General features: G+C 71.8%; 12 protein-coding genes. 5 read left to right on the top strand and 7 right to left on the bottom strand.

Annotation, left to right across the window (positions count from 1 at the left end; all coding sequences use genetic code 11):
* Window positions 1-4 precede the first annotated feature (4 nt).
* Window positions 5-1,549: a tripartite tricarboxylate transporter permease gene (locus F4561_RS22765; RefSeq protein ID WP_184581396.1), complete on the top strand. Its 1,545-nt coding sequence runs from the start codon at window positions 5-7 to the stop codon at window positions 1,547-1,549.
* Window positions 1,546-2,526 carry a Bug family tripartite tricarboxylate transporter substrate binding protein gene (locus F4561_RS22770; protein WP_184581398.1) on the top strand — a complete coding sequence of 327 codons (981 nt, stop codon included), beginning with the start codon at window positions 1,546-1,548 and terminating at the stop codon, window positions 2,524-2,526. Before F4561_RS22765 ends, F4561_RS22770 begins: the two co-directional genes overlap by 4 nt.
* Window positions 2,527-2,970: 444 nt before the next feature.
* Here the strand turns inward: F4561_RS22770 and dprE1 are convergent, their stop codons facing one another.
* Genes dprE1 through pgfA (F4561_RS22785) form a run of 3 tightly spaced genes read right to left on the bottom strand, consistent with a single transcriptional unit; the run spans window position 2,971 to window position 6,263 of the window.
* The gene (gene dprE1 / locus F4561_RS22775) at window positions 2,971-4,323 is read right to left on the bottom strand and encodes an FAD-binding oxidoreductase (protein ID WP_184584038.1); all 1,353 of its coding nucleotides are present in this window, start codon (window positions 4,321-4,323) and stop codon (window positions 2,971-2,973) included.
* Window positions 4,324-4,361: 38 nt separating this feature from the next.
* Window positions 4,362-5,321 (bottom strand): decaprenyl-phosphate phosphoribosyltransferase, encoded by a 960-nt coding sequence (locus F4561_RS22780; RefSeq protein WP_376773671.1) that lies wholly within the window; start codon window positions 5,319-5,321, stop codon window positions 4,362-4,364.
* A 15-nt stretch (window positions 5,322-5,336) separates the two neighbouring features.
* Window positions 5,337-6,263 (bottom strand): cell envelope lipid trafficking protein PgfA, encoded by a 927-nt coding sequence (gene pgfA / locus F4561_RS22785; RefSeq protein ID WP_184581400.1) that lies wholly within the window; start codon window positions 6,261-6,263, stop codon window positions 5,337-5,339.
* Window positions 6,264-6,438: 175 nt separating this feature from the next.
* On the opposite strand from pgfA (F4561_RS22785), the gene F4561_RS22790 reads away from it, so the two are divergent.
* Complete coding sequence (locus F4561_RS22790) at window positions 6,439-7,734, top strand: acyltransferase family protein (RefSeq protein WP_221446226.1); 1,296 nt, start codon at window positions 6,439-6,441, stop codon at window positions 7,732-7,734.
* Window positions 7,735-7,749: 15 nt separating this feature from the next.
* On the opposite strand, the gene F4561_RS22795 is transcribed toward F4561_RS22790, so the two are convergent.
* Window positions 7,750-9,795, bottom strand: a complete 2,046-nt coding sequence (locus F4561_RS22795) for a glycosyltransferase family protein (protein ID WP_184581404.1) — start codon at window positions 9,793-9,795, stop codon at window positions 7,750-7,752.
* A 171-nt stretch (window positions 9,796-9,966) separates the two neighbouring features.
* Between F4561_RS22795 and F4561_RS22800 the strand changes: the two genes are divergently transcribed.
* Both F4561_RS22800 and F4561_RS22805 read left to right on the top strand, forming a co-directional pair.
* The gene (locus tag F4561_RS22800; protein WP_184581406.1) at window positions 9,967-10,728 is read left to right on the top strand and encodes a class I SAM-dependent methyltransferase; all 762 of its coding nucleotides are present in this window, start codon (window positions 9,967-9,969) and stop codon (window positions 10,726-10,728) included.
* Entirely contained in the window at window positions 10,725-11,483 is a 759-nt protein-coding gene (locus tag F4561_RS22805; RefSeq protein WP_184581408.1) for a class I SAM-dependent methyltransferase, read from the top strand. The genes F4561_RS22800 and F4561_RS22805 overlap by 4 nt, the downstream gene beginning before the upstream one ends.
* A 579-nt stretch (window positions 11,484-12,062) precedes the next feature.
* On the opposite strand, the gene pgfA (F4561_RS22810) is transcribed toward F4561_RS22805, so the two are convergent.
* The 3 genes from pgfA (F4561_RS22810) to F4561_RS22820 are packed head-to-tail and all read right to left on the bottom strand — an operon-like array spanning window position 12,063 to window position 18,828.
* Complete coding sequence (gene pgfA / locus F4561_RS22810) at window positions 12,063-13,139, bottom strand: cell envelope lipid trafficking protein PgfA (RefSeq protein WP_184581410.1); 1,077 nt, start codon at window positions 13,137-13,139, stop codon at window positions 12,063-12,065.
* On the bottom strand, window positions 13,139-17,524 hold the full coding sequence (locus F4561_RS22815) for an alpha-(1->3)-arabinofuranosyltransferase (protein ID WP_376773672.1): 4,386 nt from the start codon (window positions 17,522-17,524) through the stop codon (window positions 13,139-13,141). The genes pgfA (F4561_RS22810) and F4561_RS22815 overlap by 1 nt, the downstream gene beginning before the upstream one ends.
* Window positions 17,521-18,828 carry a glycosyltransferase family 4 protein gene (locus F4561_RS22820; protein ID WP_184581412.1) on the bottom strand — a complete coding sequence of 436 codons (1,308 nt, stop codon included), beginning with the start codon at window positions 18,826-18,828 and terminating at the stop codon, window positions 17,521-17,523. Before F4561_RS22820 ends, F4561_RS22815 begins: the two co-directional genes overlap by 4 nt.
* Window positions 18,829-19,266 lie beyond the last annotated feature (438 nt).

The following is a 19,266-nucleotide window of genomic DNA, read 5'->3' on the forward strand; positions in this document are numbered from 1 at the left end:
CACCATGGACACTCTCAGCCAGCTCGGCTACGGGTTCAGTATCGCGCTGTCGCCGGAGAATCTGGTGTTCGTCGTCATCGGCGTGCTCGCCGGGACGGTCATCGGCGTGCTCCCCGGGCTCGGCCCGATCAGCGCGATCGCACTGATGATCCCGATCGCGTACGGGATGGACCCCACCACCGCCATCATCATGCTCGCCGGGGTCTACTACGGCGCGGTCTTCGGCGGTTCGACCTCCTCCATCCTGCTGAACGCGCCCGGCATCGCCGGGACGGTCGCGACGTCCTTCGACGGCTACCCCATGGCCCGCCAGGGCAAGGCGGGCAAGGCTCTGGCGATCGCGGCCATCTCCTCGTTCGTCGGCGGGACGGTCGGTGTCGTGCTGCTGATGCTGATCGCGCCGTACCTGGCGCGGCTCGCGATGAGCTTCGGCCCCGCCGAGTACTTCGCCCTGATGGTCCTCGGCCTGACCGCGGTGGTCTCGCTGGCCGGCGACAACCTGACCAAGGGGCTGATCTCGGCCGTTCTGGGGGTGATGATCGCCCTCGTCGGGATCGACGGCCAGACCGCCACACTCCGTTTCACGTTCGACCTTCCGGAGCTCTATGAGGGCGTCGAGTTCCTTATCGTCGCGCTCGGCGTGTTCGCGCTAGCGGAGGTGTTCACGATCCTGGCCCGCAGGACCGGGGGCGGCGTCGAGGGCGCGGTCACCTCGCTGCGGCTGAGCCGCCGCGATATCGGCCAGATGGCGCCGGCCGCGGGACGCGGCTCACTCCTGGGCTTCTTCACCGGTGTGCTGCCGGGCGCCGGGGCGACCGTGGCGTCGTTCCTGGGCTACTCGGCGGAGAAGCGCATCGCCAAGGACCCGGAGACGTTCGGTACCGGAAACATCAAGGGCATCGCCGCACCGGAGTCCGCCAACAACGGCGCGGCCGTGGGATCCTTCGTCCCGCTGCTCACCCTGGGGGTCCCCGGATCGGGGACCACCGCGATCCTGCTCGGCGCCCTGCTGGTACTCGGCGTGCAGCCCGGTCCGCTGATGCTCAGCGAGCGGCCCGAGGTCTTCTGGGGCGTCGTGGCCAGCATGTACGTTGGCAACATCGTGCTGCTCGTGCTGAACCTGCCCCTGATCCCGCTGTTCGCCAAGGTACTCAAGACCCCGAAGGCGCTGCTGATCCCGCTGGTCGTGGTGTTCTGCGTCGTCGGGGTGTACGGCCTGAGCTTCAACGTGTTCGACCTCTGGCTGCTGCTCGGCTTCGGCGTTCTGGGGTACCTGATGCGGCAGAACGGGTTCCCGGCGGCTCCGCTCATCCTCGGCCTGATCCTCGGCGGCCTGATGGAGGAGTCGATGCGCCAGGCGCTGCAGATCTCCAACGGCGCCTGGTCGATCTTCGTGACCCAGCCGATCTCCGCGGCGTTGCTCGGGCTCGCTGTGCTCTCGCTGGCCGGCCCGGTGTTCAGGGCGCTGCGCCGGATTCGGCCCGCCACCACCGCCGGCGCCGTCCGCGAAGGCGACAACGGTGAGCGGCAGGGGCAGTCGCCGGCATGAGGGGTGCGCGCCGGAGCCTGGCCGCAGCGGCCGCGGTGCTGCTGCTGGCCGGCTGCGGCGCCACGACCGGCGGCCTCTTCGCCAAGCCGCTCGACGGTGTACGCCTCATGGTGCCCACACCGCCGGGCGGCGGCTACGACACCACCGCCCGCACCCTGGCGGCCACTGCCACCGAGGCCGGGCTGGCCACCGAGATCGAGGTGTTCAACCTCTCCGGCGGGGCCGGCGTCTCGGCGCTGTCCCGGCTGATGTACGAGGGGGACAACGACGGCCGCCTGGTACTGCAGATGGGTCTGGGCCTGGTGGCCGGAGCGCGGGTGCACGGGGCCACGCCCCCGATCACCGAGGCCGCCCCGTTGGCTCGGCTGATCGAGGAGCCGGAGGCCATCCTGGTCCCCGCGGACTCCCCCTACGCGACGTTCGAGGACGTCCTCAGCGAGTGGACCGACCCGTCGCACCAGGTGACGGTCGGCGGCGGGTCCAGTCCCGGCGGCCCGGACCACCTGGCCACCATGCTGCTCGCCGCGGAGATCGGCGAGGACCCCCAGGAGACCGACTACGTCTGGCACGACGGCGGCGGCGAGCTGCTCGCCGCGACGCTCGGGCACGACGTCGACATCGCGACCGCCGGGGCAAGCGAGTACCGGCACGCCATCGAGGCCGGCGAGCTCCGGGTTCTCGCGGTCACCGGGCCCGAGCGGATCGACGGCATCGACGCGCCGACGCTGCACGAGGTCGGGGTCGACCTGGAGTTCACGAACTGGCGGGGGCTGCTGGCCCCACCAGGGACCAGCCAGGCGGAACGCGACAACCTCATCAGCGCCCTGGACAAGCTGCACGCCACCCCGCAATGGCGCGCCGCGATCCGGGACAACTACTGGTCGGACGCCTACCTGACCGGCGACGAGTTCGGTGTGTTCCTCACCAGGGAGGACCAGCGGATCGACGGGGTCCTGGATCCACTCGGGCTCGGCTGAGCATGCCCGCGCACAACCCAGCGACGACGGTGGGCGCCGATCTTGCGGATTTCGTTCCTTCCCGATCGCGTCGAGTTTCGTGGGCTTGGTCGTGCTCCGATTCCGGGGTGCAGGGACGCGACCAGCGGTGCGGTGGGACGCGGTGGAGCATCCGACGAGGGCAACGAAGGCGCCGAATGGGCCAGCCCGCGGTCATCGGTACGGGTGCCCGATGGTGGCGCGGCCAACGGGGGCGGCGAAGGCTGGTGGTGGGGCCCAGTGGGGGTGTCCGTGGCGTCGTTCTCGGTGCTGGGGCGTATCGAGGGTGACCATGGGGACATTCTCGGCGCCGAAAATGTCCGCATGGTCAGTTTCGGTGCCACGCAAGCCCTCACGCACCCGTTATGCCCGGATTGGGCGCGACCTGGGCGCCGACGATGAGAGCACCGCCCGCCTCCGCCGCTCTCACAGCTCCAGGCGGCGCGCGAGGTCGGAGCGCAGTACCCCCTTGGGGTCGACCCGCTCGCGGACCCGGCGCCACGCGTCGAGGCGGGGGTACATGGCATGCACGGCCTCCGGGCCCGCCCTGCTGTCCTTGGCCAGGTAGACCCGGCCGCCCGCCGCGGCCACCCGCTCGTCGAAGGAGCGCAGCAGGCCGGCCAGGCCGGGCAGGTCCGCCGGTAGGTCCACGGCCAGGGTCCAGCCGGGCAACGGGAACGACAGCGGCGCCGGGGTTCCGGGCCCGAAACGTTTCAGGACAGCCAGGAACGACGGCGCGCCGGCGGCCGCCAGCGTCTCCACGATCCGGCGCAGCGCCGCCTCCTGCCCGAACGGCACCGCGAACTGGTACTGCACCAGCCCACGGGGCCCGTAGAGCCGGTTCCAGCCGCGCACCGCGTCCAGGGGATGGAAGAAGGAGGCCAGGTCCTGGAGCGCGCCGCGCTGCAGGACCGGGGCTCGGGCGTAGTAGGCAGCGTTGAACGCCCGCACACTCCAGGTGTTCAGCAGCCCGGGCGGGACCCGCCGCGGCGTGCCCGCGAGCTCCCTGGCGCGGTAGCGCAGCGGCGCGCTGCGCATACGGGGCGGTAGGTCGGCCGGCACCGCGTGGTTGGCCCGGGTGAGCACACCGCGTCCGGTCGCGGCGCCCCGCGCGAGCAGGTCGATCCAGCAGACCGAGTACGTGTAGTCGTCATCGGTCGCGCTCATGAGCGCCAGCGCGGAGTCGAGGTCGGGGGTGCGGTCGGTGTCGACGCGGACGCTCGCCGTCTCCACCGGGAGCAGGTCGAACGTTGCCTCGGTGATGACGCCGGTCAGCCCCATGCCGCCGGTGGTGGCCCAGAACAGTTCCGGATCGCGTTCCGGACCGGTCCGGTGCACCGTTCCGTCGGGCGCCACCAGGCCCAGCGACCGCACGTGCGTCCCGAAAGACCCGGACACGTGGTGGTTCTTGCCGTGGATGTCGGCGCCCACCGCTCCGCCGATGGTGACGTGCCGGGTCCCGGGGGTCACCGGGATGAAGTAGCCGTGCGCCAGCAGGCCTCGGGTGAGTTCGGCCAGGCTCGTCCCGGCCGCCGCGGTCACCGTCGCCGTCGCCGGGTCGATCCGGAAGCCGGGGCCGAGGTCGGCGCAGTCGAGGACCAGCCCGCCGGCGCACTGCGCGGCGTCGCCGTACGACCGGCCGAGGCCGCGGGCGATCGCCCCGCGTTGCGCCATGCCTCCCTGGCCGGTCTCGCGCAGCAGCAGCGCCACCTCGTCGGGGGTGCGCGGGCGCGCTACGGTCGCCAACGTGGGGGCGGTGCGGCCCCATCCGGTGAGCATCCGGCGACTCACGCGCACGCTCGGCCTCCCTGGCGTGGTCAATCGACGTAGACGCCCAGTGCGACCAGCAGCACCAGCGCCGCCAGGCAGAGTTGCAGCGGCCGGTCGCGCAGCGCGATCTCCTCGGGCTCCTCACCCACCCCCCGGTCCACCAGCAGGTGGTAGCGGAGCACGAACACGATGAACGGCACGATACTCGCCCCGTGGAACCACGGCTCCGCGCCGGTGCGCCCGTCCAGCGCCCACAGGCAGTACGTGACGACCATCGCACCGGAGACCATGGTGCGCACCTGGGTCAGGTAGCTCCGGGTGTAGTGGACCAGGGTCGCCCGGCCATGCCCGTTGCCGGGGTTGCGCAGCTCGGCCTCGCGCTTTCCGGTGACCACGAGCAGCGCCGCCAGCGAGACCACGATCAGGAACATGCTCGACAGGTACACCCCGACCGCAGCGCCGCCGGCGAGCGCGCGCAGCACGTGGCACCCGGCGATTGCCACGATGTCGCAGATGATGACGTTCTTCAGGACCAGCGTGTAGGCACCGGTGAGCAGCAGGTACCCGGTGATGACGGCGAGCAGCGGCCGGTTTCCCGTGGCCAGGGCCGCGAGCACGGCGGCCAGCACCATCGCGGCACCCACCGCGATGGCGGCCGGCACCGGGAGTACGCCGGAAGCGACGGGCCGGTGCCGCTTGCGCTCGTGCAGCCGGTCGCGGGCGGCGTCGCGGGCGTCGTTCAGCAGGTAGCTCCCGCTGGAGGCGAGGCAGAACAACACGAACGCGAGGACGGTCCACCCCAGCGTCCGCGGCTCGGTCAGCACCCCCGCCGTGCCTGGAGCGGCGAAGACCAGCAGGTTCTTCAGCCACTGCTTGGGCCGGCAGGCGCGCAGCAGCCCCACGCCGCGTGCGGCGAGGCCGACCCCGGTCACGCCCGCCCCGGCCGGCTCCGGCGCCCGTGGCGGGACCGGCAGGGCCGGCGGGCGGCGGCGCGTGGCATCAGACACGGCGCGGACCCGGCCTCATTGCCGGGCGCGCCGACCCTGGCCCGCGAGGACCAGCAGCAGCACGCCGGGGGCGAGGAAGCCCACTCCGGCAACAACCAGCAGGAGCGGAACGGTACCGCGGATGAGGTTCAGGGAGGCCAGGCTGTCCTGGGTGCTCTCGATGTTGGAGTCGACGGTCTCGTCGGTCCAGACCATGTCCCCCTCGAAGAAGACGAGGACCTCCTCGCCGTCGACTTGGCCGACGCGGCGCTGTTCCTCGCTCAGGTGGATGGGCGTACCGGTGGTGGGTTCGATCCAGTAGGTCCGGGTGACCGAGTACATCTCGTCGGCGGTGACGTCGCCCTCGCCATCCATGCCGACGAGGTCGCGGGGCAGGTCGCGCTCGCCGATCTTGGTCGGGTCGATCTCCTGCACGAACCGGTAGGTCTCCATGCCGTCGATGGTCTCTTCGCCGTCGAACCGGATCGGGTGCGTCTCCTGGACGGTGGTGTCGAAGAACTCGTAGTCCTTCTGCTCGGTCATGAAGGGGAACTTGAACGCCTGCCCCTCCTGGTGCACCATCTCGTCGTTGACCGAGGGGTCGCAGCAGTCGACGGACTCGCCGCTGACCCGGTCGTGGGCGGCGCGACGGGCGGTGGAGGTGATCCCGTAGCCGGTGTCGACGTCCTCGACCCAGGTGAACTGGTCCCACACCACCGTGTCATCGCCGCTGGCGGCCACATCGCTGCGAAGCGTGGTTGTCGCCTCAACCGTCGCTCCCTCGACCAGCTCCACATCCTCGATGCTGAAGTAGGTGACGTTCTCCCCGCGGTTGACCTTCTGGTCGTAGTAGTCCATCGGGGTTTTCATGACGGCGTCCGCCACCCAGAATCGGAGCATGGGGGCGAGGGAGATACTGAAGACCCCCAGCGCAATGCAGACGACCGCAATGGTACGGCGCATGTGCCCTCCCGGGCGCGACGGTTGCTATATGGAACTTGGTTCAGTTTGCGGTAGACTACTCGCCCGTAGCGGGCAACGTCACCAGGGCCAGGCTGAATTTTCATAACATGTTCTACTCTGGGAGAAATGTGCCGGGCGCACAGCTCGGCCGCACCGAGCCGCCGCTGGAAGGCCCCTGGTGACCGCCCCCTCCGAGCTCCCCCCGCGCTCCCCCGGCGACGACCCGGATCCCGCACGGCCGCCGGGCCTGCCCCAGGTCCGCGGGCACCAGGAACCACTCGACGGCATCCGCGCGCTCGCCGCGCTGCTGGTGCTGGTTTTCCACGTGGGCATGGAGACCGGCGACGCGCTCGAACCCGGGGTCTTCGGAGCGCTGCTCGCCGCCGGCGAGTTCGGCGTGCCGCTGTTCTTCGCGCTCTCGGGGCTGCTGCTGTACCGCCCGTGGGCACGCGCGGCGCTCGACGGTACCGCCGGTCCGCGGGTGCTCGGGTACCTGTGGCGGCGGGGCCTGCGCGTGCTGCCCGCCTACTGGATCGTCGCCGGCACCGCACTGCTGCTGTGGTCGCGGGAACACCTCGACTCCGCGCGCGCCTGGGTCGAGGTCCTCACCCTGACGTTCATCTACAACCTCGACCCCTGGTGGAACGGCACCGGTCCGCACGGGCTGGGCCAGATGTGGAGCCTGTGCGTCGAGGTCAGCTTCTACCTGCTGCTCCCGCTGCTCGCGCTGGTGCTCGCGTGGCTGGCCGCACGGGGCGGCGACGACGTGAACCGGCGGGCGCGCTGGCTGCTCGCCGGGATACTCGCGCTGGGCGTGGTCGCGGTGCTCGCGCTGATCCCGCAGTTCTACCCCGAGCCCCGGCCGTACCTGCACTCCTGGCTACCGCGCTCGCTGGGGATGTTCGCTGTGGGCATGGCGCTGGCCGTCGTCACCGAGTGGGCCTGGCGCGAACCGGGGGCCGACGGGCCGGTGCGCCGCCTCTGCCGCACCCTGTCCCACTCGGCCACGCTGTGCGGCGCGCTCGCGCTGATCGTGTACCTGCTGGCGGCCACCCCGGCGGCCGGACCCCGCTTCTTCGGGGTGGAAGGGCTGTGGGTGGCCCTGTTCAGCATGGTCATGTCGACCCTGTTCGCCTTCTTCATCGTCGCGCCGATCGCGTTGCTGCCCCCGCGGCACACGGCCCCGGGGGCGCCGCGCTGGACCAACGGAGCGTGGCTGGGCACGGTACTCCGGCACCCGGTGAGCCGTTATCTCGGCCGCATCTCGTACGGGATCTTCCTGTGGCAGTTCGTGGTGCTCTACCTGTGGCGCGAGTTCACCGAACAGGAGGTCTTCACCGGGACGTTCCTGTTCGACCTGGCCCCCGTGGCCATCGGGACCCTCCTGCTGGCCGCGGCCACCCACCACTGGGTCGAGACACCGTGCCGCCGTTGGTACGGCACGGTCGGCGCACGGCCGGACCGCGCCTAGCGGGAAAGGGGCGCGTCAGTCATCCTCGCCGGCCGAGCCCTCGCTGTCTGCCTCGTCCGCCTCGCCGCCGGGAGAACCGTCCGTAGCGTCCTGCTCGCCGGCCTCCTCCTGGAGCGGCTCGCCCTGGGTCGCCGGTTCCAGTTCGCCGTGCGAGACCCACCGCAGGCACAGCGCGTCCTCGTCGGTGTTCAGTAGCAACTGCTCGCCCGCACCGTCGATGGGGACGTACCAGTTGGCGCCGTTGGGTGCCGGAGGAAGGGTGGCTTCGGCCCAGGCATCGCCGACAACGGCGTTCAGCACCGTCGGCTCCTCGGACTGGTACCCGATCCCGAGCACGTAGGTGTCGCCGCCGGAGGCCGGCAGGTCCCAGATCGCCTCGCCATCGAAGGTGGCCACACACTCCTCGCCCTCCGGTGGCCCGAAGAACGCGCTGTCCTCGGCGGGCACCGCTTCCACCAGGTACCCGGAGTCGTTGAACACCATCGCGCCGGCCGCCTGGCGGGGGGTGGCCACCCGGTCGCGCACATCGCCCTCCCCGAGCGGGCCGAGCACATTGTGGCTGAGTCGGCGCGGACCGTTCCACGGCAGCACGATGTCCTCCGGAACGGGCCGGGGATAGATGCCCGCCCAGTCCGGGACCTCCCGCATCGAGGTGCGCACCGTGTCGACGTACCAGCGCACCCGGTCGCCGCTGAGCGTCCCCGCGAAGGTGTACGTGGAGTAGCTCGCGACCAGGACGAAGGCGGCGGTGGCGACCGCGGCCCCGGCGCGCACCCACCGGGCCGGGAACCTCCGCCACGGGTCGCGGTACACCCCGCCGCTCTCGGCCTCCTCCCGTGCCGGCAGGAACGCGAACGCCAGGCAGATCGCGAACAGCAGTGCGGCGTCGGCCACGTAACGCGGGTCGTGGCCCACGAGCCCGTCGTAGCGCCCGCGGGCGAGGAGCGTTGGAAGGACGTCCACGATCACCAGATAGCCGGCGAGGATCGCCCACGCCCGCCAGGATCGGCGGCGCACCAGCAGGCTCAGCACCACGAGCAGCGCCAGGGCCGCCCACGAGCCCAGGAGCACTGCCGTGTGCGGGTTGATCAGCCCTCCGGACGGGGTGACCGGGCTCCAGTCGATCGGGCCGCCCAGCGCCCCTGCGGGAAACGTCTCGCCGAGGAGGTTCCGAGTCGCCTCGAACGCCGGTTCGGCCTCGGGCGCAGCGGCGCCCTCACCTCCGCTGTCGCCCCGCGAGAGGTAGAGCAGGCCGTGCCCGACGGACAGCAGGGCCAACCCGGCCCAGAACGGAGCGTCGCGCACGATGGTGTTCCGGACCACCCGCGGAAACCGGCCCGGCACCAGGAACCCGGCGGCAACCACGAACAGCACCGGTGGCAGCATCATCGCCTTCACCGAGAACGCCATGCCGAGCACGACGGCGCCCGCCGCCAGCCAACCGTGCCGCGGCTCGCCCGTGCGCAGGTAGCGCACCGTCCACAGCAGTGCGAGCGCTATCGCCAACTGGAACGGCACCCCGTTGAGCGCGGCGGACCACCAGGCGAGGACCGGCAGGGTCAACGGGGCGAACACGTACACCGCGAGCGGCGCGAGGATGGCCCATCTCCGCCCGAAGACCACCCAGAGCAGCCGGAACGCCGCCGCGAACGCGGCCGCCTGGACGGCGAGCATGACCCCGGCGGTCAGTGCCCAGTCATAGGGCGCGATGGCCGTCTGCGCGTAGACCAGCAGGATCGCGCCCGGCATCAGGTGACCCTTGTGCAGGTCAGTAAGGTAGTCCCAGGTAAGGCTGGCGGTGGCCGCCTCCCCCACGAACAGGAAGTCGTCCTCGATGAAGTACGCCTCACCCAGCACGTAGCCACGCAGCCCGAGTGAGGCGGCGATGAGCAGGATGCCGACCAGTGCGATCCGGTCCGCCAGCCCGCGACCCACCGCGTTGGTCGCCGCCCGGGCCCACCCCGGCCCATCGCGCGGAGCGGGAGCACCCTCGGCGGCGCGGTCCCGTGTCCCGTTCACCCCCGCTCCGGTTGCGGCCGCGGTGTCCCCGGAATCGCTCATGCGGCTCTCTTCCCTGGCCTGCCAGCACAACTGGCGCTACCGGATGAGGAGGTGCCAGAATACAACACGTTCTACTGAGAGCGCGGGCGTCGTCGCAGGTCCGAAACGTCAGGGGAAGCGGCGGTGGAACCGGGTCCACCCGGGCCCGGAGGCCCGTTTCGGGGGGTGGCCGTGGGCCTCGATGAGGTACGCAAGGACTGGACGCGGCTCGGAGCGGCCGAACCGCTCTGGGCGGTGTGCGTCGACCCGGCGAAACGCGGGGGAGGCTGGGACGACGACGAGTTCCTGGCCTCGGGCCAGCGCGAGGTCGACGCCGCCCTGAAGCGCCTCGACGAACTGGAGATCCTGCCCACGCACCGCGGCCGTGCCCTTGACTTCGGGTGCGGTGCCGGACGGCTGAGCAACGCGCTGGCCACCCACTTCGACTCCGTGACCGGTGTTGACATCTCCGCTCCCATGCTGGCCGAGGCCCGGCGGCTGGACCGCAGCGGTGGCCGCATCGAGTACTGGCTGAACACCGAACCGAACCTCGCGGACCTCAACGACGCCGCATTCGACCTCGTGTACTGCGACCTCGTCCTACAGCACCTGCCGCCCTCCCTCGCGGCCGACTACACGCGCGAGCTCACCCGGGTCGTGCGGCCGGGCGGCGCCCTGGTGATCGGGGTTCCCGCCCGCGAGGCGCACACGTTCAAAGGGCTGGCTTTCCGGTACACCCCCTGGCCGCTGATCCGCGTGGCGCAGCGCGTCCTGTTGCGGTACCCGGCCCCGATGCGGATGCACACGCTGCCCCCCGAACGGCTGGCCCGCCTCCTCGAACCCGGTGGCGCCCGGATCGTCGCCTCCGACGAGTACTGGAGCGGGGACCACTGGCAGCACCTGCGCCACTTCGGCACCGTCGATTCCTCCGAGGCGCCGGGGGATGCGCGGTGACCGGCCAGGACACCACCACCGGCGGGCCGGCCCCCTTCCGGGCGACGCTCGGCAGGTCGTTCCGCCTGTTCTCGGCGTTCCGGCAGGAGCAGACCAACCCGGACCACTTCTACGGCACCCTGGCCCGCGACACTGTGGCCCAACTGCGCTCCTACACCCCGCTCGACGGCGCGGTGGTCGTGGATGTCGGCGGCGGGCCGGGATACTTCACCGACGCGCTGACCGCCGCCGGCGCCAGGTGCGTGTGCGTGGACGCCGACCCCCGCGAGCTGGGACTGCGCGGCTCCCCGCCCGGGACCGCGCTGCTCGGCAGCGCGCTCGACATGCCCATGCGGACCGGTTCGGTCGACGTCTGCCTCTCCTCCAACGTGCTGGAGCACGTGTCCGAGCCCGAGCGCATGGCCGACGAGATGGTCCGGGTAACCCGGCCGGGAGGGCTCGTCTACCTCTCGTACACGGTGTGGCTCTGCCCGTGGGGCGGCCACGAGACCTCTCCCTGGCACTACCTGGGCGGCCCCTACGCGGCCCGCCGCTTCACCCGCCGGCACGGCCACCGCCCCAAGAACGACTTCGGCCGCACCATGTTCGCGCTGTCAGCGTCGCGGATGCTGTCCTGGGCGCGCGACCGCGGCGACACCGAGGTGGTGGACATCCTGCCGCGCTACCTGCCGAGCTGGCTGCGGCCCGTCGTCCACATCCCGGGCGTGCGCGAGATCGTGACCTGGAACCTGCTCCTGGTACTGCGCAAACGCTAGATCGGTGATGCGGGCGGGTGGTTGGGCGTCCGGCGAGGGCAGCGAAGACGGCGGATGGCTCGGGTTGGTGATGATCGGTGCGGCGAGCGGATGGTGACGCCCCCAACGGGGGCAGCAAAGGCGCCGGGTGGGCCAGCCCGTAATAGTCGCTCCTGGTGCCCGACGGTGACACGACCAACGAGAGCAGCGAAGGCGGTGCGTGGCCCGGGCGGGCGGGTGGTGGTGCGCCCCGCACCGACCCTGACCGTGGGGACACGTTCAGCGCCGAGAACGACGCCACGGACACCCCCGATGCGCCCCACCACCGAGCAGGCACACTGAGGCCCCCTCCCCAAGGGTCGTTCCCGCCGCGGGACCGCAGGGACCTCGCTGCTCTCGTTGGGGGCTCGACCACCGGGCACCCGCACCGCCACGCACCCACCACAACCATCCCGCGCCGTCGCCGCCCCCATCGCGCGCGCAACCACCGGGCACCAGGAGCGACCCCACGGGGCCGACCCACCCGCTGCCGTCGCCGCCCTCGTTAGCCGCGCAACCCTCGGGCACCAGTAGCGATCACCGGGGGCTGGCGCGGCCGCGTCACTCTCCCGCGGCCGGCTCCGGTTCCCCGGATTCGGCAGAGGGCGGATCCGCCATGGCGGCGCGCCGGTCGCGTACGAAAGACCACGCCAGACCCACCAGGACCAGCGGTCCGCCCACCGCGCCCAGCCCGATGGGCACCCACGCCCGCAGTGCGCTGAGAAGCCGGGCCCGGTTCTCGGCCCGTTCGGCGTACGCCGCGACCGAACGGTCCGGCATCGCGAGTTCGGCGTCCAGCAGCACGCGCTCGCCCCCGCGGTCCTCCGCGCGCAGCGTCTCGCGCCGTTCCTCGACGGCGCGCACCAGGTAGCCGCTGACCGGCTCGACCCAGTAGGTGCGCCGCAGCTCCAGCCACCGCGACGCCTCGACTGTCCCGCTGCGCTCCAGGTCGAGTGCCGAGGCGGGGACCTGGCGCGCGGAGTCCGGAATCTGGGTGGACTCGATCTGCTGCACGTACCTCCGGGTGGGCACGCCGGCGATGTCCTCGTGCCCGTCGAACACCATGCGCGGGGCGGCCCGGATGTCGGCGTCGTAGAACGTGTGCTCCCGGTCCGCGGCACCGGCCGGCCAGTAGAGCACCAGCCCCGCCTGCCGCACGGCGCGGTCGCCGGCAACGTGCTCCCCGCAGCAGTTCACGGCGCGGCCGGTGGACCGGTCCACGATGACCCGCCGGTCCGTGTGGTCGAGCATGGTGTCCGGGGTGGCGGTATCGACCGAGATCTCCCAGGTGGCACCACCGGAGTCCCCGGGCCGGACCGTGCCGTCAATGGTGGTGGTCCGCCGCACCTCGGCCTCTTCGACCGTTTTCCAGGTGCTGGTGTCGAGATAGCTCGCCGACTCGTCGACCAGCGGCAGTTCCAGCTCGATGCCGCCCGGCAGCACGGCCAGTTGGCCGTAGACGTAGAACCGCAGCAGCAACGCGAGCGTGGCGCAGAACGCCCCCAGCGCGACCAGCGCGGGCCCGGGGTTGCGCCGCAGCGCACCTGGCCCTTCCCGCGTTGGCCGCCCGGATCCGGTCCCTTCATCCGGCTGGAAAGGGACCGGGTCCTCGGGGTCAGCGGTGGGGCGGCGCGGCATCACGCCGTCACCTCTTCGCTGTCGCGCTCCTCGCGTCCGCGGGTGTCCCGGCTGTCCTCGGGGCCGGGGCGGCCCTCTTGCGCGGCGGCGGAAGCCGCGGGGTCAGCGGCGGGAGCCCGGTCCGGCCCGGAGACGTTGCCCAGGGACAGCACCAGCCTGGCGAGCGCCGGAAGGCAGCACAGTTGCGCGACCCAGCCGCGCAGCGCTTCCCCGAGCCACTCGCTCACCTCATGGAACGGCATGGTCAGCACCAGGTAGTTGCCGGCCCCCAGCGCCAGCCCGGCGCATCCCAGACTCACCAGCACGGTCCACGGGCTCCCGAGCGACCGGATGACCCGCCCGCCCAGCAGCGGCCGGCCGGGCTTGGCGTAGCGGATGCGCTCCGACGGGGCGCGGCTCAGCCACCAGACGAGCAGCAGAGCGGCCCCGGTGAGTCCCGCACCCGCGGCCCCGGCCACCCACACGCCGTAACCCACTCCGAGCGCGATCAGCACGCCCCGCGGGACCCCTCCCGGGCGGGCGGCGGGGGAAGCGGCCGCGCGCGTCGCCCACCGGCCACGCGGCCGGCGCAGCGCCAGCAGGCCGGCTACCAGGGCCAGCACGGCACCGATACCGAGGGCCGCGTGGTAGGCGTCGTCGGGGGCGTAACTCAGGGTCACCGTTCCCGAGGTGCCGGCGGGCAGCAGCCACGCCTGTTTCCACCCGTCGAGCCGGACCGGTTCCAAGGTGGTGTCCGACCCGTTGACGGTCGCGACCCAGCCGTCGTTGAAGTTCTCGTTGACGACCAGGTAGCTGTCCTCGGCCACGTCGACATCAAGCCGTCGCTCGCTGTCGCCCCAGCCGGCGACCTCCGAAACGTCGGCGGTCCGCACCTCGTCGCGCTCCTCCGCGCCGGACGGTTCGATCTGCGCCGACTCGATCCGGTAGCGGTTGCCCGGTTCCACCCGGACGCGGTTGCCGCCCTCCTGCAGGCCCACGTCGTCGCAGCTCTCGTAGCGCACCGCGGACCCGTTGAGCTGGCCCTCGACACTCCCGCCGGTGATGCGGGTGTCCACCCGCTCGCCGTTCACCCGCAGGGTCGGGCCCAGCCCGCACACGGTGCGGACGTCGCCGCCCTCGATCTCCTCCAGGGGATCCACTCCCGGCAGGGAGATCCCGGAGACCTCCAGCGGCTGTCCTTCGGGGGGATCGAAGGTGAGGATGAGCTCGTCGGTGCTGACCGGTGCGAAGCTCAGCTGGCCGTCGCCGTCGAGCCAGCCCTCTCGCACCGTGGAGCCGGTCTCGACGGTGGCCCGTACCGGACGCAGGACGCTGTCGGGCCGCGGGAAGTTCACCTGTATGGCGTCGACCTTGGTCTTCTCGCCCAGGTCGACATCCAGCGACGGCGCTTCGTCGCCCGGATCGGGGTACCAGATCGTGCCGTCGTCCCCGTCGAAGGCGTTGCGTCCCATCGCCGCCGGGTGCTGTACGGCGGTGGACGTCGAGTCGACCTCGGGGTAGCCGCCTTCGCGGTTGGCCGCGTTCTGCACGTCGACCGGGTCGGTGATGACGACCTCGCCACTGACACTGTGCCGCCCCGACGCCGCGTCCGCGGACAGCTCGAACGTGCGGTCAAGGGAGTAGGCGTCCTCGCCCTGCACCGCGATTTCGGGGTTGCACACCCACATTATCGACCCCCGCATGCAACCCGGAACGGTTCCCGTTGACCCGGTGAACAGGATGTTCTCGGCGTCGGCGACCCCCGGCACGCGCAATGTGCGCTCGGGGTCGAGTCCCGACACGGAGATGTCGCTGATGCCGGCGCGAGTGCCGAACCGGTACTCCGGTTCCCAGGCGAGCTCGTCGATCCGGATCCGCAGCGTGCCGGTCTCCCCCGGTGGCGCCACGAGGTCCTGCGGCTCGTCGGTGGCGGCCACGGCCGCCGTGGTGCGGTCGTCGTCGGTGATGAGGCTGACTCTCGACGGGGGCGGCTCGCCGGGGATCTGCTCGAAGCTGACGCTCAGCTCGCCCACCTCGCGCGGCTCACTGAACTCGACCTCCAGCCACTCGCCGAGGGCCCCGCCGTACGCGCTGGAGCGCCAGGAGGTGCCCTCGAACCCGTCGAACGCCGCGAACGGGGCGCGGCCCGGGTCGCGGACCTCGGGGCTGGCGTTGGCGCCGGACTCCGACGAGGAGGCGCTCACCGACTCGATGCCGGAGTACTCGGCCACGGACGTGAAGTCCTCCCAGGCCGGGTCCATGATGTCGGGCGCGGGCGCGTCGCGTTGCAGCTCCTCGTCCGCGGCGAGGGTGTTGCTGGTGTTGTGGCGCACGTCGGAGTAGACGATCTCCCGGCGCCGCGAGGTGTCGGTGACGACGGTGTCCTCGGCGGCGATGTCCTCCGCCCCGGGGTCGTCGCCGACGATGACCGGACGGTCGTCGCGCAGCATGCCCCGCTCGGCCATGGCGAGCAGCGACTCGGGGCCGCCGGTAACCCGCAGCGCCTCGTCGGCCGGCACGGTACCCACCGTGGGAGCGGCGCCGGCCACGGTGTACACCTGGACGGCACGGTAGGGCTGGTCGGTGTACTCCGCTGCGCGGTGCACCTCCAGGGAGCCGATCTCGGGACCGAAGGACTTCTCGTGGCTGATACCGGGGGACTCCGCGAGTGCCTGGTGCACCCGGGCCGGCCACCCGCCATTGTTTCCGCTTCGCTGCAGATCGTTGCGCACGAGCAGGTGGGTCACACCCATACGGGCCAGTGCCGCGGTCAGGCCCGCGGACCCGCGGCCGGACGAGATGCGCTGGTCGATCTCCTGGTTCAGCCGCGAGACGCCGGCCGACCCCCAGGGGATGATCTGGTGGTTGGTCCAGGCGCTCTCCATGAGGGGTTGCATGGGCTCGTCCATGGGCCGGCCCCACTCGTACTCGCCGCGCGCGGATCCGGGCACGGCCATGGTCATGCCCGCGTGGGCGTTCTCGTCGATCCAGTCGGTTGCCTCGTACCAGTACTCCGGGATCTCCCCGAAGGACCCGTTGGGCGCCACCCCGACCGTGGCGACGGGGGTGAGTGTCGCGGTGAACGCCACCGCGCTGACGCCGGCGACCGAGCGGCGGGCGACGGAGGGCGGCAGGGCGAGCGCGCGCATGATCCCGGCGCGGCGGTCGGCGTTGTCCCGCCCGATCGCCACCGGTAGCTGCGCGAGGCCCAGCGCCACCGGCAGCCGGATCGCGGCGTCGAACTTGTGGATGTTGCGGAAGGGGCTGAGCACCCCGTCGAACATCGGCTGGACCGACGGCGCCAGCGCCCCGCTCAAGGATCCGGTGTAGCCGGACACGATGATCGCGGTGCCGGTGAGCACGCACAGCGCCAGGAACGTCCGCTCCGGCATGCGGCGGTGCACAAGGCCGGTCAGGCCGAGGCCGGCGACCACCGCCGTCGCCGCGACCAGCCACGGCGTGGTGGCCAGCTCCGCTCCGGCCGGCAGCGTCGCCTGCTGGGTGGGGACATAGCCCATCCAGTTGGCAGCGCCGCGCAGCGCGTTCGTGAGGGAGGTGACGCTCAGGGTGGTGGCCGCGTCCTCGGTGAACGGCATGAAGGAGAACACGTAACGCCCCATAAGGAACAGCGGGGCCAGCCACCAGAAGGACACCAGGAACAGCGCGACCAGCCACCACACGAGCAGCCGCCACTTGCGCGCACCGTTCTTCCGGGTGAGCAGGTAGAGCAGCGGTACCACCAGGACCGCCAGCTCCGAGGCCGCGTTGGTGCCGCCGCAGCACAGGAACGCCAGGGCCGACAGCATGGCCATGCGCATCGGGCTGCGGCCGTGCCGGGTGCCGTATACCAGCGGCAGCATGATCCACGGCAGCAGGAGCATCGGCTGCAGCTCGGCCGAGTTGTAGGAGAGCAGCGTGAGCACGCGCGGCGCGAGGGCGTAGGCAAGCCCCGCGACGATGCGGGTGTGCAGTGTGCCGATGCCGAGTGCCCCGGCCAGGCGCACCGTACCGAGGAACGCCGCGCACAGCAGCACGGCAAGCCAGAGGCGCTGCACCAGCCAGGGGGGCATGTCCAGGGCGATGAACAGGGCGTGGAACGGGCCGTTCGGGAAGAGATAGCCGTACGCCTGGTTCTGCAACTGCCCGAAGTAGGCGGGATCCCACAGATTCAGGGCACGCTGCAGGAAACCGAGAGGGTTGATCACCAGGTCGATCTTGGTGTCGCCGACGATCCGTTCCGGGTCGAGACTGAGCGCGAGGCCGCCGAGCAGCAGGCAGACACCGAACAGCTTGAGGCGCCGCCGCAGGGTGCCGTCAGTGTCCGTGCCGGTTCCGTTGTCGGTGGCAGGGTTAGCGTCCGCGCCCCCGCTGTCCTCCCCGCCGCGACCGGTACCGGGCAGGGTCACGTGCCCGCCTCTGGGCCGCCGGGCCCATAGTCAGAACACGCGACGAGCCGCACCATCGCGGCGCCGCTGCGCTCCCAGGTGAACCGCGCCGCCCAGGCACGGCAGTTGCGGCGGATCTCCGCCGCGCGGAGAGGATCGCTCAGCTCGACCAGAGCTTTGTCGACAACCTCTGTCAACGCCTCCCCCTCGTGCACCAACCAGCCGGTTTCTCCGTGTCGTACCGAATCGCGAAGACCGTCGACATCGTAGGCGACTGTGGGCACCCCGAGGCCGGCGGCCTCGATCACAGTGAGCCCCCAGCCTTCGAACTGTGAGGCGGTGACGTGCAGCAGCGAACCAGCGAGGATGGCGTTCTTGTCCTCCTCCGCGAGGAACCCGTGCAGCCGCACCCGGTCGTGCAGCCCCTCGCGGTCGATGCGCTCGGTCAGCCGCTCGCTCTCGGGCCCGCGCCCGACGACGTGCAGCCGCAGGTCCGGCCACGACGTGCCGAGGTCGGCGGCGATGTCGAGAACCCGGGTCACCCGCTTCTGGACGACGAGCCGGCCCAGGCTGACGATCGCGGGGTACCCCATCTCCTCCGGGGAGGGGACGCGACCGGGCGCCATCGGCTGGCTCGGCGGACTGCCGTTGTGGATGACCGCGATCGGGGCACGCCACCGCAGCTTCTCGCGCATCGCGCGGCGGGAGGACTCCGAGACGGTGACCGTGGGACAGGAGCGGTAGACGAGACTGGCGACGCGGCTCTCCAGAAACCTCCCGAACCAGGCCACAGGACGGCGGAAGTACGCGTTGAACTGCAGGTCGTGAACGTGGTGCACGATGCTGAGCACGCGGGTGCGCCGGCGCAGCACCAACGGGGTGAAGAACGGGATGCCGTTCATGCAGTCGAGCGCGGCATCAAAGCGCCACCGCCGCACCAGCAGCCAGAGGACCGCCAGCGGGTACACCGTGAACTTGGTGCCCATGCGGCGGATGTCGATACCCTCGCGCGACTCACGGCCCGCCTGGCCGGCCTCCCGGCTGGTCAGGTAGGTGACGGACGCGCCCGCGCGGGTCAGGTGCCGGCCCATGCGCCAGGCGTACTCCTCGGCCCCGCCGGCCACGGTCTGCCACGGGTCCCGCCAGTTCACCAGCACCACGCGGGTGCCGTCGAGACGGGGCTCGGGCGCCTCCGCGGAGGGGGCACGGTCGCCGAGCGGGGCGCTCTCGGGCGCGCGCCGTGCACGCGGCGCAGGTGCGGCGGGGGCCTCCACCGGTGGCCCGAACGTGGCGCCGCGAATGCGGGGTGTCGGTTCGAAGACCACTTGCTCTCCTTCTCCGCCCTCTTGCGAGCGTTCGCGCACCGACCGTTCGGCGGCGGCACGCCCGGGGTGGTGGTGCGTGGTGCCGGACGGGACGGAGAACTGGGGGTACACACGGGTGGCCGGTGCGCAAGCGGCGAGTCCTCAAAAGCCCGCGGCGCCGCCGCGCAGTAGGGCCACCTCGGCGGCTAGGGGCTGTTTCCGGGAGTGCCTAACGGCTTGGGGTCGGGTCGGGCGCCGCCGGGGTTCTGGAGGGTCCGCAGGTGGGGCGCCCGCGACCAGCGAAGCCGATTGGGCGCCACACCGGAGGTGCCCGAAGGTTCCCGGCCTCCAGGCGCCCGACCCGGCGAGCGCCAGCGAGCCCAAAAAACACAGTCGGGCGCCGCCGGGGTTCTGGAGGGTCCGCAGGTGGGGCGCCCGCGACCAGCGGAGCCGATTGGG

Origin of the sequence: Lipingzhangella halophila (genome assembly GCF_014203805.1) — a bacterium.
Lineage (GTDB): Bacteria > Actinomycetota > Actinomycetes > Streptosporangiales > Streptosporangiaceae > Lipingzhangella > Lipingzhangella halophila.